Annotated in this window: 14 protein-coding genes; 8 read left to right on the top strand and 6 right to left on the bottom strand. The window is 43.8% G+C overall.

Annotated features, from left to right (window positions below; all coding sequences use genetic code 11):
- Positions 1 to 45 precede the first annotated feature (45 nt).
- Positions 46 to 861 (top strand): MipA/OmpV family protein, encoded by an 816-nt coding sequence (locus ACTXGK_RS18835; RefSeq protein ID WP_443515606.1) that lies wholly within the window; start codon positions 46 to 48, stop codon positions 859 to 861.
- Between the two features lie 128 nt (positions 862 to 989).
- Here the strand turns inward: ACTXGK_RS18835 and ACTXGK_RS18830 are convergent, their stop codons facing one another.
- Both ACTXGK_RS18830 and fumC read right to left on the bottom strand, forming a co-directional pair.
- Positions 990 to 2,072 (bottom strand): DUF4238 domain-containing protein, encoded by a 1,083-nt coding sequence (locus tag ACTXGK_RS18830; protein WP_443515607.1) that lies wholly within the window; start codon positions 2,070 to 2,072, stop codon positions 990 to 992.
- A gap of 189 nt (positions 2,073 to 2,261) precedes the next feature.
- Complete coding sequence (fumC, locus tag ACTXGK_RS18825; RefSeq protein WP_443515609.1) at positions 2,262 to 3,665, bottom strand: class II fumarate hydratase; 1,404 nt, start codon at positions 3,663 to 3,665, stop codon at positions 2,262 to 2,264.
- 209 nt (positions 3,666 to 3,874) lie between these two features.
- Between fumC and ACTXGK_RS18820 the strand changes: the two genes are divergently transcribed.
- The 3 genes from ACTXGK_RS18820 (at position 3,875) to ACTXGK_RS18810 (ending at position 5,360) form a co-directional block, all read left to right on the top strand.
- Complete coding sequence (locus ACTXGK_RS18820) at positions 3,875 to 4,540, top strand: 5-formyltetrahydrofolate cyclo-ligase (protein WP_443515611.1); 666 nt, start codon at positions 3,875 to 3,877, stop codon at positions 4,538 to 4,540.
- Positions 4,540 to 4,788, top strand: coding sequence for a hypothetical protein (locus tag ACTXGK_RS18815; RefSeq protein ID WP_443515613.1), 249 nt, complete (start codon positions 4,540 to 4,542; stop codon positions 4,786 to 4,788). The genes ACTXGK_RS18820 and ACTXGK_RS18815 overlap by 1 nt, the downstream gene beginning before the upstream one ends.
- A gap of 155 nt (positions 4,789 to 4,943) precedes the next feature.
- On the top strand, positions 4,944 to 5,360 hold the full coding sequence (locus tag ACTXGK_RS18810; RefSeq protein WP_443515615.1) for a hypothetical protein: 417 nt from the start codon (positions 4,944 to 4,946) through the stop codon (positions 5,358 to 5,360).
- Positions 5,361 to 5,480: 120 nt separating this feature from the next.
- Here ACTXGK_RS18810 and ACTXGK_RS18805 read toward each other — a convergent pair whose 3' ends face one another.
- Positions 5,481 to 6,842 carry a Na+/H+ antiporter family protein gene (locus ACTXGK_RS18805; protein WP_443515617.1) on the bottom strand — a complete coding sequence of 454 codons (1,362 nt, stop codon included), beginning with the start codon at positions 6,840 to 6,842 and terminating at the stop codon, positions 5,481 to 5,483.
- Positions 6,843 to 7,250: 408 nt separating this feature from the next.
- On the opposite strand from ACTXGK_RS18805, the gene lon reads away from it, so the two are divergent.
- From lon to ACTXGK_RS18790, 3 genes are all read left to right on the top strand, one after another.
- A complete protein-coding gene (gene lon, locus ACTXGK_RS18800; protein WP_443515618.1) occupies positions 7,251 to 9,851 on the top strand; it encodes an endopeptidase La in 2,601 nt (866 codons plus the stop codon).
- A 144-nt stretch (positions 9,852 to 9,995) separates the two neighbouring features.
- Positions 9,996 to 11,057: an META domain-containing protein gene (locus tag ACTXGK_RS18795; protein WP_443515620.1), complete on the top strand. Its 1,062-nt coding sequence runs from the start codon at positions 9,996 to 9,998 to the stop codon at positions 11,055 to 11,057.
- Positions 11,058 to 11,251: 194 nt separating this feature from the next.
- A complete protein-coding gene (locus tag ACTXGK_RS18790; RefSeq protein ID WP_443515622.1) occupies positions 11,252 to 11,809 on the top strand; it encodes a superoxide dismutase family protein in 558 nt (185 codons plus the stop codon).
- 84 nt (positions 11,810 to 11,893) lie between these two features.
- Here the strand turns inward: ACTXGK_RS18790 and topA are convergent, their stop codons facing one another.
- A complete protein-coding gene (gene topA / locus ACTXGK_RS18785) occupies positions 11,894 to 14,560 on the bottom strand; it encodes a type I DNA topoisomerase (RefSeq protein ID WP_443515624.1) in 2,667 nt (888 codons plus the stop codon).
- 253 nt (positions 14,561 to 14,813) lie between these two features.
- Entirely contained in the window at positions 14,814 to 15,416 is a 603-nt protein-coding gene (locus tag ACTXGK_RS18780; protein WP_443515626.1) for a hypothetical protein, read from the bottom strand.
- A 400-nt stretch (positions 15,417 to 15,816) separates the two neighbouring features.
- On the opposite strand from ACTXGK_RS18780, the gene ACTXGK_RS18775 reads away from it, so the two are divergent.
- A complete protein-coding gene (locus tag ACTXGK_RS18775; RefSeq protein WP_443515628.1) occupies positions 15,817 to 16,350 on the top strand; it encodes a DUF2799 domain-containing protein in 534 nt (177 codons plus the stop codon).
- 200 nt (positions 16,351 to 16,550) lie between these two features.
- Here ACTXGK_RS18775 and ACTXGK_RS18770 read toward each other — a convergent pair whose 3' ends face one another.
- Entirely contained in the window at positions 16,551 to 16,952 is a 402-nt protein-coding gene (locus ACTXGK_RS18770; RefSeq protein WP_071002155.1) for an ExbD/TolR family protein, read from the bottom strand.
- Between the last annotated feature and the right edge of the window lie 36 nt (positions 16,953 to 16,988).

The raw sequence follows: 16,988 nt of genomic DNA, 5'->3' as shown, positions 1-16,988 counted from the left end.
TGACCTTACTACCCCGTTATTTCTACTCACCCACGAGACCCAATTATGTTAAAACTTGCAGCGCAACCTCACTTCTCTACGCGAGCCATGCTGAGCATGTTAACCGCTACGGCATTACTCAGTGTGTCTAGCCTGTCTAGTGCCATTCCTTTTCTTAATAAAAACCTACCGACTGACAAAGACGCCGAATTGAGCGTTGGGGTCAATGTCATGGCGGTCAAATCAGCCTACGATCTCGAAGACAGCACTGAAGTGCGTGTGCTACCGGGCATTTTTTATGACAATAATAGGATCTATGCGCGCGGTGCTCAAGCGGGTGCGTACTTGATCAATGATGGTGTCAATCAGCTGTCTGCTTACGCGCAGCTCGCAGGGAATTCGTTTGATCCTGATGATGCTAATGGTGCCCTGCAAGGTCTCGACGAGCGTAAACTATCTGCAGAAGCAGGTATAAGCTACCAGCGTCGCACGCCTATCGGTGCGTTTCGTGGTCAGTTTGCGACCGATGTGTTGGACGAAAGTGGCGGCAATACGGGGCGCTTAACCTACCTTGCAAAGATCACGAGAAACAAGCTGACGGTCTATCCAAGCATTGGCTTTGAGTATCATGATGCGGCCTACAATGAATACTATTACGGCGTCAGTGAAGAAGAGTCAGCAGAAACAGGCGTTGCCGCTTATAAATCTAACTCAAGCTTGAATCCGTATGTCAGCGTTAGTGCCAACTACGACTTCAATGATAAATGGGCAGGATTTGCCAATCAAAGCGTGAGCTATGTACCAAACGAGCAATATGATAGCCCAATGGTAGACTCACGTACGGAAGCAGCGACAACGCTTGGTTTGTTGTATAAGTTTTAATTGAGATTGAATATTTGATATAAAAAAAGACCTTGCCGCGTGATGTGGTAAGGTCTTTTTTGTTTAATAAGTTAGAGAAGTATAAATTATATCTAATTACTCGAGTAGAAGTACCTCTATTAACCTTTTTAAATTAGTAATTTATAAAAACCACTTTTTCCAAACTCATTAATTCTAGCTTTGCGTACAAAACCAAGAGCTGAACCATCCGTCATCACAAAACCTCTATTCTTATAATTTATACATCTAGACCATGTAGGTGGGGCAACGTGTGCAGGCTGACAATGTATTAAAGCTTCTTCATACTTTTTTGCTTCAGCGAAGTCTACAACTTTAAACGTCTTCATATCACCATCCATTTTATCCAAAATAGCATAGTTAATTTTGTGACTTTGTGCAGGCTTTATATCTACCACCCTATTATGAAGACACTCTAAGTACTGCAGGCTATTTGTATCTTCCGTATATAAATTTGCTCGGCAATGTAGTATCTGTAAATAATTAAAAGAGTCAATATCAAATGAATTTTTAAGTTGAACCCATTGTCTTATATTAGGAACATAATAAACATCTGCATCGTACGCTAGCATAAGTAGCTTAGGAGTAAGCGGGAGAACTAATAAGTTGCCTGCAGATCCTAAACCAAAAGACTGAAAACCTGCTTTGCGATCTAGTAGGTGCCATCGATTTGTTAATACTGCTGGGTCGTCTGAAGTAATGAAGCTAGTATTAGTTTCATTTCTGAAAATACACACCTTTAGGTCATTCACTATATTCTTAATTTGGAAAAAGGTGCGCATTGACTGCTGAACTGCTTCTTTCAATTCCATTTTTAGTTCTGGAACATCCGTAGTATTTTTTAGTTCTTCAACTAGCTCAACATTACGTTTAGATGCAGCTTCGGTTCTTAAATATTGGAGTAACCAAAAATGCTTAAGAAATGACTCATCTTTCTTTGTCAGGGTATAGTTTGGCTCCTCAATAGTGCGTACTATTTCGGAAAACTGACCTTCAATCGGCTGTAACGCTTTTTCCAATGCAAGATCTTCACCATAGAAATAGTTCCTCGAACATTGATTTTTTATAGGTGCACTTTTAATTAGCTTTTTTCTGTCCAAATTATAAACACAGATGGCCGCTTTTGATTTATCTATGGAGAAATTTTTTAGGTAGCACTGAGGTACATAATGTTGGTTCTTATTGGAAGCCATTTTTTGCCTCATTGAATGTAATTTTGATCTTGAGAGTAAACTTAATACGATAATAAGTAAATCGTATTATCTCTATAGCAAATGAAACAATTAATAGCTAAAAGTAGTATCAGATCCAAAATCGAAAACAAAAAAAGACCTCACCACTTGGCAAGGTCTTTTTACTATTCTAAAAAACTATTAGATAGCTTACTTAGGGTGTACCATATCAGCAGGAATGACCCACTCATCAAACTGCGCTTCAGTTAGTAGCTCTAGCTCGACCGCCACTTGCTTCAAGGTTTTGTTTTCTTTATAAGCAGTCTTAGCGATTTTTGCTGCATTTTCATAACCAACATGACGGTTCAATGACGTCACTAGCATCAATGAATTGTGCAAGAAGTCATCAATTTTGTCTTTTACTGGCTCGATACCAACGGCACAGTTTTCGTTGAAGCTGTTGCAAGCGTCGCCAAGCAGTTTGATAGACTGCAATAAGTTAAACGCGATAACTGGCTTATACACGTTTAACTCAAAGTTACCTGACGCGCCAGCCATGCTGATAGTCGTGTCATTACCCATGACCTGAGCGACAACCATGGTCATTGCTTCTGACTGCGTTGGGTTTACTTTACCCGGCATGATAGAAGAGCCTGGCTCATTTTCAGGAATCGTCAATTCGCCAAGACCACAGCGAGGACCTGATGCCAACCAACGTACATCGTTAGCGATTTTGTTTAAGCTAGCGGCTAGCGTTTTTAGGGCACCTGACGCAAATACTTCGGCATCACGAGCGGCTAGCGCTTCAAATTTGTTTGGTGATGTCACAAATGGCAAGCCAGTCAAAGTCGCTAGTTGCTCAGCTGCTTTTACTGCATAGTCAGGATGGGCGTTTAGACCAGTACCAACCGCGGTACCACCTAGTGGCAATTCATATAGACCTTGTAGCGCGTTGTCGATACGAGTCAATGAATGATCAAGTTGGCTTACATAGCCGCTGAACTCTTGGCCTAGGGTCAAAGGCGTAGCGTCTTGCAAATGCGTACGACCGATTTTTACGATGCTATCGAATTCTTTGGCTTTTGCAGCCAATGTATCGCGCAATGCTTGTACCGCTGGGATCAACAAGCTGTTGATTTGACGCGCAGCAGCCACACGAATCGCTGTTGGGAAGCTGTCGTTGGTAGACTGTGCATGATTCACATGGTCATTTGGGTGAATTGGCGTGTAGCTGCCACGCTCAGAACCAGCGATTTCGTTAGCACGGTTGGCCAATACTTCGTTCATGTTCATGTTTGACTGGGTGCCAGAACCTGTCTGCCATACAACCAATGGGAACTGATCGACCAGACCACCATTGATGATTTCGTCAGCGGCTTGTACGATAAGATCACGCTTGTCGCCTTCGATACGCTCTAGGTTTGCATTGGTAATCGCAGCGGCTTTTTTGACCAGCGCCATCGCTTCAATCATTGGACGCGGCAAAGTCTCACCACCGATTTTGAAGTTTTCGCGGCTACGCTGAGTTTGCGCACCCCAATAAGCATCAGCTGGGACTTCTACGTTGCCCATGGTGTCTTTTTCGGTACGAGTTGCCTGATTCTGTGTCGACATAACTACCCTCTTTACTGGTTTGTTGTTAGATAACTGGACGATAAAAAGTGCAACAGCTGCTGCACATAAACGGAAATACGATGTAAAGTGGCGTTATGATAGCATGACTAAGGCGTGTTGAATATTCACAAATCGCCTTGGTCAATGCCTAAAAACGAATGTCTAAAAGCGCCCCTCATCAATCTGATATGTCATTGGATAAGATACCTATGCACTCTGAAACTATGCCCACTGAGTCAAAAACTCTTAACTCACAAGAACCCACGCTAAATAATCCACCCAGACGACACTTTACTCGCCAGCGTCGCCAGTTAAGTGAGGGCACCCGTAGAAATTTGGCGCAAGCAGCGAGCTTGCATTTGAGCAAACTACAGCAGCGGCTACCAAAACATGCACGTATCGGGTTATATTATGATGGCTTTGGTGAGCTACCTACTCAGCCACTGCTGGATTGGTGCGAGCGCTTAGGCTATTTACCTTATTTACCTGTGGTTGGTTCTCTCGGTCGTACTAGTAATGGCAGTGATGATAAACGGTTGCGTTTTGTGCCTGTTTACCACTCAAAACTAATCAATGTCCCCACTCGCATTCATCAGCTCGGCATGAAGCAAAATCACAGTCGCGCTCTGCTATGGGCGACAGAACTAGACGTGATTATTTGCCCGTTAGTCGCGATCGATAAACACGGCAACCGCATGGGCATGGGTGGCGGATTTTATGATACAACGCTTGGCAAAAGCTATCGTTCTGGGGCTTCAAGGCCACTTAAAATTGGCTGGTGTTATGATTTTCAGGTAGTTGAACAATTAGCGCGTCAACCGTGGGATGTGCCATTAGATGGCTTAATTACGTCAAGCAGCATAAGGTGGTTTTAATGAAAGACGATAAACAATTTGAAAAAGCCTCTAGTGCTACTGATTCCAGTGCAAACAGTGTGGATGAATATTTACAAACATTAGGCAATGATGACGCTAGAGAGATACGTTACTACAGTCAAGAGCAACCTTTTAGCTCTGAGGAGATGACACGGCTCGTCAATGAAGAACGCTTAAATGAATTGCTCGCGCAAAGTGATGCGTTTTTGAGTAGTTTGAATAGTGAGATTGGGGATTTTGATGAATAACATATATCACTGATGGAGCACAAGTTGAAGAAACGCGGTTATAGAGTGGTTTGATTTGATCGACGCTTGCTTTTTATTACCAAACTATTGTTTATATATGGCCTATAAATTATAATTATCGCAAATAATTATCATTACAATATAGGTCGTTGAACGTGGACAAAGTAAAAAAAGAGTTTATGTCGCCCGCTTCGCTACAAGTTTGTTTTTATCTGTTTGTGCTATTACTACTGGCCACGCCTGCGGCTTATATTTATGATTACAACGGCTTTGATTTTGCTGAACTAAGAACCTTTTTGCTAGCGCTTGCAGTATTTTATACCTTCGCGCTTAGCACCCATATTGGAATACGTCATATAAAGCCCTCTAGCAGCACATCTTTTCTACGTTTTTCGATTCCTATATCCCAATGCTTTTCTTTTATTCTACTATCTTTGTTTGCCTTCGCTACTATTGAATACATCAACGGTGATTTGAGGCTAGATCGTGTTTATGACCCCTTCATTACGCTGTTTTTTGTATACCTGTTGCGCAAAAATATAGAAAGTATAAAGCAAGATATCGGTACTTAAGATAACCGTCTAATTTAATTATTCTAACAGTCCTATAACTAATGCAAAAAAAAAGACGCTTACCTATAAGCGTCTTTTTTGTTGGCTACTTGGATTGAGTTAAAGGGCTGACCAAATCACTTACAACACCATCGCTGCAATCCAACCAAATGCCAGTAGCGGAATATTGTAATGCAAGAAAGTCGGTACCACACTGTCTTTGATATGGTCATGCTGTCCATCAATATTAAGACCAGAGGTTGGCCCCAATGTCGAATCTGACGCAGGAGAACCAGCATCACCCAGCGCGCCAGCCGTACCGATAATCGCAACCGTTGCTAATGGCGAAAATCCTAAAGAGATACATAGCGGCACATAAATCGCCGCCAAAATAGGAATAGTCGAGAATGACGAACCGATACCCATGGTCACAATCAAACCAATGAGTAGCATGATAAATGCTGCCATCGCTTTATTACCACCGAACAGTGACGCCGCCCCATCAACGAGTGGCTGAATCTGCTCAGTGGCTTTCATGACTTCAGCAAAACCCTGCGCGGTAATCATAATAAAACCAATCATCGCCATCAGCTTGATACCGTCATTAAAGACGCCATCAGCATCACGCCACTTCACCACACCTGTTGCCATAAATACGCCAAAGCCAAACATTGAGCCAAGTAGTAGCGAATCAGTGTATAACTGCACGACGAAAGCCGTCACGATAGCAACCAATGCGACCAGCGTCTTTAACTTGCTTTGCGACTGTGCACCAGCGGCGGTTTTGCTTAGAGCATCGCCTTCTACGACGGCATCATGCGCTTGCTGGTCTATCGCTATTTGCTGATACGCACGTGGCTTACGATAACTAATAAATACCGCGACCAGCAGACCAATGAGCATGCCGAGCGCAGGAATCGCCATGGCCTTCACCACAGAAATATTGGCAACATCAATGCCCGCTTCACCCACGTTTTTTAGCATAATCTGATTGAGGTAAATATCACCGAACCCATAAGGAATAAACATATAGGTGGTGACCAGTCCAAAAGTAATCAGACAAGCAATCAGACGTCTATCAATCTGCATTCGATTAAATGCCAACAGTAGTGGCGGTACAAGCAATGGAATAAAGGCAATATGAATGGGGATTAAGTTTTGGCTAAAGCAGCTCATGGTGATAAGACCTGCAAACAGCATGTACTTAATCATCCCGCTCGTGCCAGCGGCGTCAATGCGTCTAATCACTGTCCCTGCCAACGATTGCGGCAAGCCCGAATGCGCAATCGCTACCGCAAAAGCACCTAGCAAAGCATACGATAGCGCAATTTCCGCCCCATTACGGATACCTTCTTGGAAGGCGTCTAAAGTATCGGTGATACCTAGACCCGCTAACAGGCCACCTGCCAGCGCCCCGATTAATAGGCTGAGCACTACGTGCACTCGCGAAAGTGACAGTCCTAGCATAATGATAACTGCCAGCAGTACCGCATTGATGGCCATGTGTTGCCCCTTGCTCTTTATAGCTTGGTCTCATTGAGACCGATGAATATTGACACTGATGAATAGCGCTGTGCTGTCTAAAATGTCTTAATGTCGGATCGTTTCTCAGACGCGCTTTTAGACGCGCGCCAGTTTACCTTATTTTAGGTATAAAGCCTACGTATAGAACCAAGCAGACATCAACAGCATTCAAGTGTCATCCACATTTTTTAAGCCCTCTATATTTGCTGTCTGTATTGTCACTTATAAGCCAATCACATTGTTAATGACTATGTACCTAGACAACTATTTAACAAAGATAAGCGTGCGACTTTATCAATGAGCCTTGCAATTTTATCTGTGGACACCATTTATCTAGACATGAACCACGAACTTGACTTTACAAGTCTGGGGAAAGAGGAAAAATATATGAGTGAACATAAAATAACCCAAGACCATATCGACATTGATGTCGACGTTTCAACGCCTACTGCAGAAAATAACGAGGCAGATACCTCGTCTAATGATGCGCTAGAGACAGCGTCAACAGATGTCAAAAACACTGATCTTGATAGTACTGATTCTAATAACAAAGACGTAAACGACAACCAAGATGAAAGCTATTTGCCACTCTTGGCATTGCGAGATGTCGTCGTTTATCCACACATGCAGATTGCCTTATTTGTGGGACGTGCGCCATCGGTGAAAGCCGTTGAGCTGGCACAGGCTGAGTATGGCAACAAAGTACTGGTCGTCGCGCAAAAAGACTCATTGACCGAAGACATTGATCAGGACAACTTGTATCAATACGGTACGGTGTGCCGCATCGTTAGCACCATGCCGCACGATAGCGATGAGAACTGCATCAAAGTACTGATCGAAGGTCAATATCGCGCCCGTGTCGATAACATCGAAAGTCATGATGACTTATTGATGGCGAGATTTGAGCGTGCTGATCTTGATGTCACCATGGATGAGAGCCAGCAAAAAAACACTATTCAGGCGTTGACCACCCTGTTTGAAGGTTATGCGGATGCGCGTCTGCGTAATGCCCGTGAGCTGACCCGCGTGGCGAAGCGTATCGATGATTTGCTTGAGCTTGTGTACTTTATCTCAACTCGCGTGTCAATGGATCTGGATATCAAGCAGTCGTTCTTAGAAGAAAACGATATCAAAACGCACATCAACACCTTGACGGAATATCTGGTCAAGCAAAGTGCTGAGCAAAATATCGAACAAGATATCCAAGATGCGGTCCGTCAGCAAATGGAAGACAATCAGCGCGAATACTTCTTGAATGAAAAAATGAAAGCCATCAAAAACGAACTGTCAGATATGAATGACGGCGCGTTCGATGGTGAAGATGATGTGGCTGAGTTAGAGCAGCGTCTCGAAGATGCTGACCTGCCAGACGATGTGCGCAAAAAAGCGGAACAAGAGTTCAAAAAGCTCAAAATGATGCCACCTGCATCAAGCGAATCGTCAGTCGTGCGCAACTATATTGAATGGATTTTGGACACGCCGTGGAATGCGACGACCAAAGTCTCTATCAATTTAGACAAGGCAAAAACGGTCTTAGACGAAGATCATTATGGCTTACAAGATGTGAAAGACCGCATCTTAGAATATCTCGCCGTACAATCACGCGTGAAAAAACTACGTGGTCCGATTCTTTGTCTCGTCGGCCCTCCAGGTGTCGGTAAAACTTCACTAGGCGAATCTATCGCCCGTGCAACGGGTCGTAAATTTGTCCGTATGGCGCTTGGCGGCGTACGTGATGAAGCTGAGATTCGCGGTCATCGCCGTACCTATATCGGTGCGATGCCGGGTAAAATCGTGCAATCGCTTGCCAAGGTAGAAGTCAAAAACCCGCTGTTCTTATTGGATGAAATCGATAAGATGGCGCAAGACTTCCGCGGTGATCCAGCATCAGCTTTGCTCGAAGTATTGGACCCTTCACAGAACGACACCTTTAACGACCATTATTTAGATATGGACTTAGATCTGTCGCAAGTGATGTTCATCTGTACTGCCAATAGCATGGATATTCCGCCTGCGCTGCTTGACCGTATGGAAGTGATTCGCTTGCCAGGTTATACTGAAGAAGAAAAGGTCAATATCGCGCAAAAATACCTCGTGCCAAAAGCCATTAAGAATAACGGTCTCAAAGAAGGTGAGATTGAGATTGTTGAAGCGGCGCTACACAGTATCGTGCGTAGCTATACCCGTGAAGCAGGTGTGCGTAACCTTGAGCGTGAAGTCAATAAAATCTGCCGTAAAGTGGTTCGCGGTTCGGTTGAAAACCATGGCGCGCGTGCTCCGAAAAAAGCGGAACGTCAGCTAGTGACCGTCGATGACAAAAATATCGATGACTATCTCGGTGTACATCAGTACGACTACGGTCTGGCGGAAGAAGAGCCTGAGATTGGTCGTATCACTGGTCTTGCGTGGACACAGGTCGGTGGCGAGCTGTTGACCATCGAAGCGGTCGGCATGAAAGGCAAAGGCGAGCTGAGCTTTACTGGTTCACTCGGCGACGTGATGAAAGAGTCTATTCGTGCGGCGATGAGTGTGGTACGTGCTCGCGGTGATAGCTTAGGTATTGACTACGAGACGATCAAAACCACGGACATCCATGTACATATGCCAGAAGGTGCCACGCCAAAAGATGGCCCCTCTGCTGGTGGTGCATTGACGACAGCGCTGGTCTCTGCGTTGACGGGTATTGCCATTCGTCCAGATATCGCGATGACAGGTGAAATTACCTTACGTGGTAAAATCCTACGTATCGGTGGTCTCAAAGAAAAACTACTTGCGGCGCATCGCGGTGGTATCAAGCATGTCTTGATCCCAGCGACCAATGAGCGTGATTTGGCCGATATCCCTGATAACGTCAAAGAAGGCTTGACCATTCAACCAGTTGCGACGATTGAAGAGATTTTAAAGGTTGCTTTGGTAGATATGCCAAAACCCCTAAAACCTGCAAAAGTGACGGTCGATAAAACCTCTGGTAAAGCGTTACATAACTAATTACGTATTCGTTAGTCAAATTCTTAAAAAATAAGAGCCGCTCATCACTATAATGGGCGGCTTTTTTTTGGCAATAATAAACAACAATCTTGCTAACATACTATGATATATTTCAAACAAATGTTTATTTATTGGGAAGTTATAATGTCAAATAATTTACGGATGCCTTTAGCGATAATAAGCGCCTTATTACCTCTCGCCCTACTAGGTTGCCAAACAAACAGTCTCAATCATTCAGCGCAAACCAGTACCGTCATTGACGATAAAAACTGGTCAGCTGATACTCCAATACCTAGGCTACTTCAAACGCTCACCAAATATGAATGGCAATTGACTCGCGTCAGTAATAACGATGAAAAAATCAGCCCTTTTAATCATAAGCCACCATTGGTCATGAATGTGCGTCCCGATACTTTGTTATTCCAAGAAGGCTGTCACCGCTATAAAGGTAATTTTGAGGCTTGGCGCCCACTACCTTATCCTTACTCGCTGCCTGATATGTCAGATATGTCAGATATGCCTAATAACTGTGAGGTAGCGACGACCAGCTCAGGTAAAAGCAACTCAAATAAAGGCGAGGTTCAGCAAGCTTTAGATATCGTATTTGCGCCCTATTCAAATTCTTACTTTAGATTTGACCCTATATTACCAAACGATCTGCTTTTCTCTAACAAAGTATCGAAACAAATGAGGTTGACTACAGATAAAGGCAAAGTATTTATTTTTTCTGGTAGAGCAAAACCTATTAAGCAGACCTCAGGATTAGCTATCACCAATGAGTTATTAGAGCGCTATGATTGGCATCTTATACGCGCAACTGATAATGCCAATACTTTGATTCATGAGCTTAATAATCCCAATGTACCTATCACCGCAAGCTTTCGGCTTGATACTCATAACCAAGGTGTTAGCTTTTTAACTGGATGTAATGGCGTTGGTGGGTCTTATGCTCTATCGACTAACCATACATTGCTAATCGGTGCATCACCATCAACATTGATGGGATGTGGTGAGTTGGTGGATGGTATTGAGGACTACCTTGATCGTATTATGCATGACAGCACTAGCCACCTAACCTTGACTCATACCGATAATAACCCGATAGCTAATTCTGTTAATGAGATAAAATCTAGCTACTTACTTACCCAAACCTTAGATTCTGGCGAGACATTAATTTGGAAAAATGAGCCAAAGAAAATCCCTTAATACATTTCAAACCCATACGTTATTTACATTTATTAACTGATTGTTGCGCATTTGATGAATAACTATAGGGTTTGCTTGGCTATACTGACGGTGATGTTAACGAATATCGATACGAGCTTTAACAGAACAATAAATACAGATATTTGTGATTTTAATCACGTTCTAGATAATGAATAAAACAACTGGAGATAATAATGAATAAGACAATGCTTGCAAGTGCCCTACTATGTGGTTCAGCGTTAGCGATGACTGGTTGCCAAACAGTAGAAAGCCAAATGCAAACGGGTAACCCTTTGTCTCAGCCTACTTTGAAATCAACCATCAAAGCGGTAAGCGGTGATAAGAACGAAGTCGGACAAATGTTCCTACGCCCTGTCGACGGCGGCGTACAGGTCTATGGTAAGCTGATGAATCTACAGCCGGGCCAAACAGTGGCACTGCATATCCATGAGACAGGCAGCTGTGCTGACATGGGTAAAGCGGCAGGTGGTCACTTTAACCCAGACAACAAACCACACTCTAATCCAGATGACATGAATGGCCATGCGGGCGACCTGCCTAACCTAACAGCCAATGAAGATGGTGTGGCTACTATCAACTATGTGAATAAAAAAATCACTGCTGATGAAGCAGGTAAATATAGCGTCAATCGCTTGGCCTTTATCGTACATGCAGGCGCAGATGACTACATTAGCCAGCCTTCAGGCGCATCAGGTGATCGCGTTGCTTGTGGTATTATCGAAAAGAATTAATAGCGTCTACACTTAGCTATTATTGATAGCACAAAAAAACCTCTTAACATCTAAGAGGTTTTTTTATGGTCGATAGAAAAGTGGTTACTCTTCTACCCACTCGCCTTTACGCCAGTACACACCCCAACGCGTGGCCTTACCATTCTTTTCAGAGCCGATGTACTGCTCTTTTTTCTTACGCGACCAGCGCAAGATGGTTGGGTTACCCTCAGGATCTTCATCTGGTCCTGCAAACAAATATTGAAACTTGTCTTCCATCTTGTCTTTAATTTCTCGTAGTTCAGCGAGCTTTGGCGGACGTGTCTCGCGCACTTTTGGAAACTTAGAGGCCGCGAGGAACATACCAGCCGCGCCTTCACGCAAAATGAAGTAATCATCATGCTTGGTCGATTTTAGCTCCGGTAGATGGATTGGATCCATACGTGGCGGTGCTGCTTCGCCTGTTTTGAGTACCTTACGAGTGTTATCACAGTTCTGACAAGCAAAGTATGGGCCAAAGCGTCCTGTCTTAAGCTCCATCTGCCCATCGCACTTATTACAGTCAATGGTTGGTGCATCTGAGCCTGGTACTTCAAATTTACCTTCTTCTAGGATGTAGCCATCGCAGTCAGGATTATTGCCACAAATGTGTAGCTTAAGTCCACCATCGACGATATAACCATTCATCGCCGTGCCACATTTCGGACAGCGTTTTTTCTCCATCAAATCTTTAACTTCTGCCGCTTCATCATCGCCTTCTGCATCATCTAAGTTGGCAAATGCTTCGACTGGCATTAGATTTTTGGTGCCTTTACAGCGTTCTTTTGGCGGTAGATTATAGCCAGTACAACCCAAAAATACGCCTGTTGACCCTGTACGCAGCTGCATCGGACGATCACAAATATCGCAATGCACATCTGGCACATCGGTTGGATCATTCGGACGCATACCATCTTTGCCTTTGGCATGCTCAAGGGTGGTTTTGAACTCACCATAGAAATTATCGAGCACGTCTTTCCAGTCTTGCTCACCTTCTGCCACATGATCGAGCTTGTCTTCAAGCGCAGCAGTAAAGGTATAATCCATCAAGTCTGGGAAGCTGGCCGTCAATCTATCGGTGACGATATCACCCATTTTTTCGGCAAACAGTCGCTTATTCTCAAGCTTCACATAACCACGATCTTGAATCGTTGAGATAATTGAGGCATAAGTCGATGGACGACCGATACCTTTTTTCTCAAGCTCTTTGACTAGGCTTGCTTCAGTATAGCGAGGCGCAGGCTTAGTAAAGTGCTGACTTGGATCAAGCTTATCTAAGTTTAACTTATCGCCTTTTTTGACATCAGGCAGTAAGGTATCGTCAGTCTTGGCTGGTGGCATCACTTTTGTGTAGCCATCAAACACCATGGTGCGACCACGTGCTTTTAGCTCGATATCGCTTGCACTGACAAACAGGTTCACTGATAGATATTTGGCAGGCAACATCTGACACGCCACAAACTGACGCCAGATCAGCTCATATAGACGTATCGCATCTCGCTCCACACCTTTGAGCTGCGTTGATTTCATATTGACATTAGAAGGACGAATCGCTTCATGCGCCTCTTGTGCGCCTTGTTTATTACCATAGAAGTTTGGCTTTTCTGGCACATATTTTGCGCCATAGCTGTCTTCGATATGACCACGGACAGCGGCGAGCGCGTCGCCTGATAAGAACGTCGAGTCGGTACGCATATAAGTAATATGACCTGCTTCGTATAGACGCTGCGCTAAAATCATGGTCTTTTTAACAGAGAATCCCAAACGCGTACTGGCGGCTTGCTGCAAAGTTGAGGTGATAAAGGGCGCACTTGGACGTGATTGCGTTGGTTTCTCTTCACGCTCTTTAACGATAAAGTCACTCGCTTTGAGTATCTCTAAGACTTTATCGGTCTGCTCTTTGTTACCAAGCTTTAGCGTTTTACCGCCTTGTTTGGTCGCCTCTAAACGAATACCGATTTGCTCAGCGTCTGAGGCTTTTTTAGCATTGCCATTAGCAATGTGCGTGTCTGCATGGATTTGCCAGTACTCTTCTGGAATGAACGCGCGAATTTCATGCTCACGCTCAACAACCAAACGCATGGCGACCGACTGTACGCGGCCTGCTGATAGTCCGCGAGCAATCTTTTGCCATAATAGCGGCGATACCATAAAGCCAACCACACGGTCCAAGAACCTGCGCGCTTGCTGAGCATTGACGCGATCGATATCTAGCTTTGATGGTTGCTTAAAGGCGCTTTGGATGGCTGATTTAGTAATCTCGTTAAAGACCACACGTTGATACTTGCTATCAGGACCGCCGATGACTTCTTTTAGATGCCAAGCGATCGCTTCCCCTTCTCTATCCATATCCGTTGCCAGATAGATTTTGTCAGCGTCTTTGGCAAGTGCTTTAAGCTCTTTGATGACCTTGGTTTTGTTTGGCAATACTTCATAGACGGCCGCCCAATCATGCTCTGGATCTACGCCCATACGGCGCACCAGTGCTTGCTGTGCTTTTTCTTCTTTGGTCAGACTGTCATCTTTTTTAGCGGTCGTTGCTTTCTTTGCGCTTTTGCTCGCACTGACCGGCAAATCACGGACGTGACCGATACTTGAGCGTACGATAAAGTCATCGCCAAGATATTTATTAATCGTTTTTGCCTTGGCTGGTGATTCTACAATCACCAAAGACTTGCCCTTTGGGCTGTCAGCAGCTGATGCTGCGGCTTTTTTGGTTGTGGTTTTTGCCATATTCGACGACACCATAATATAGGTAAATTAAAAAATATAAGTAAACTAAAAGTGAAATTACAGTCAGCAGTAAAGTAATTTATAATAATAATGGCTGCTGATAAAAAAGGTTATAAAACAAATTATAACCATAAAATAAAGATATAGTTATAAAGACGTTACACTGCTAAGCGTTAAACTGTCAACTTTAAATAAATTGAATATGAAAAACTACTTGCAGATCGCCCTTTAATGGAGACAAAAAAGCGCTTTACTAGCCTTTCACGTCTTTTTGCATTTGTATCGCCCACTTCTCAAGATTGGCTTTGAGCAATAGCAGATCTGCCTCAATCCGTTGCTGATGATACGTAGGATTAGAGTTTGGGCGCACGTAAGCAATGTCTTCCCAATAGATGATAATGCTATTTGCCTTGGTCATCAGCCCTTTAACAAACGGCTCAATGCTCATTGGCAACTCTAATGGCGCTTTGTCCAAGCTAAAATCAGTTTTTTTCACCGTCACATGACTGCTGCTTTGCGTAGAGCGAATGGCACTTGGAATATGGAGTGTTTTCGCATCATCGCTGGTATCAACGAAACTGCTATCTGGTCGCCATTGTCCATCGATAACTTGGTAGCGTGTATGCGGCAGTTTGGTCTCTTCTAATATCAGACAATACTGTCCCAGCATACCGCGACCATATTCATTATCACGACCCTTGATCCAATCAGGGCAAGTAACGAGCTTTGGATTAAGCTGCAAACGGCGCGCGGTCATACGCAGCTTATCTAAACGCTGATCAATACCATTCGGTTTGAGCGCCATCATACTCCCTAAGACAAATAGTACGATGATAACGCCAATCACTGTTCCCATGATGCTCTGGCCTTTTTACTAAATAAAAATGATGCTAAACAATATCAATATAACTGTCACAGCTGATAACCACTGTCTACGCTAACAGTAAAAATAACTACTGTATAAATAGCTATCCTATAAATAGTTAACGTGAACTGGCGGCTACTCACATGACAGATAACGATATAGCAAGACTTATAATGAGCTCGAACCCGCAAAAATCAAGCACTACCACTCAACTACTACTCAAAAACTGGCTGTATGGCTCACTCTTTATTTTTCAGTTATACTGTTAAATCAGACATTTAGCGTGCCTAGTAATAAGTGTCATAGCCACATACAAAAACCAGATACAAAAAGTGGTCGGCGTAAAAAAGTGCTATGATAAACCATAATTTTAAACGCGCGCAGGTTTATTATGAATTATCTTATTAAGTCAAACTCATCAAGCGCTTATCACGTGAGCAAGCTGACAGGTAAAATCCTGAGCAAAACTGGCATAAGCTTATCGCTACTTGGCGCAATCGTGCTGACAGTGTCAGGCTGTGCCACCACCCAAAGCCTGACCCCGCAGCAATGTCAAAGCAGCAACTGGCAAGAAGTCGGTTATGCTGATGGTCTACAAGGTCGTTCAGGAGCTTACTTTGGGCACTATACCAACAGCTGCGCCAGTGTCGGCGGCGCTAGTCCCAACCGCATACAGTGGGAGCAAGGACGACAACAAGGTCTGAAAAACTACTGTACCGAGCTGAATGCTTATAAGCTCGGTCGCGAAGGCTATGACTGGCAGCCAGTCTGTCCATTAGAAGGTATTGAGAAGTTAGAAGAAGCTTATTCTCAAGGACGCTACTACTATATACGTCAGCGCGATCTGGATTACTTGCGCTCGCCTTATCCGTTTGGTTACGGACATCTGGGCTTTGGCTACCGTCCATTTGGGTATGGCTGGTAAAAAGAAAACCTCAGTGATGACTTAATTTGAGGTTTAAGTCGTCACTGAGGTCGGAGAAAAGCTTATTATTTTAATCGTTCTTATTATTGTTATGGCGCTCGTTCTATTCATTGGCTTGTTAATTTATATCGCCAATTTTTTGCTGTAACGGACGTTGCATTTCGCTACTTATTACTACTTACTACTGTTTATCGCTGCTATTATTCATTGACAAAGGCAATCTTGGTAAGTCCTGCTTGACTGGCAGCCGCCAAGACCTGAGCAACCGTATCATACTTACCTTCTTTATCTGCGCGCAGTTGAACTGAAGGATCTTTGCCGGTTGCGCCTTGCTCTTGCAGACGCGCCTCTAGCGCTTCCATGCTAATGGGATCGCTATCCCAAAATATGCCCGCGTCTTTATCAATACTGATTTGAATGGCTTCTGGCGGTGTTTGATTGACCTCAGCACTGGTCTTTGGTAAATCTAAAGGAACCGTCGGATTCAGCACGGTCGCTGTCAATAAAAAGATAATCATCAATACCAGCATGATATCGATAAGCGGAATGAGGTTCATCTCATTCATACCTTGAACGTCATCATCACCCAGTTGAAATGCCATAATTATTCTCAATACTTGTGTTTATTGTCATGCCGC

The sequence above is a fragment of the Psychrobacter sp. T6-5 genome, from assembly GCF_052258485.2.
GTDB lineage: Bacteria > Pseudomonadota > Gammaproteobacteria > Pseudomonadales > Moraxellaceae > Psychrobacter.
The sequence above is the reverse complement of the archived record's forward strand: the minus strand, read 5'-3'. Positions and strand labels throughout refer to the sequence as shown.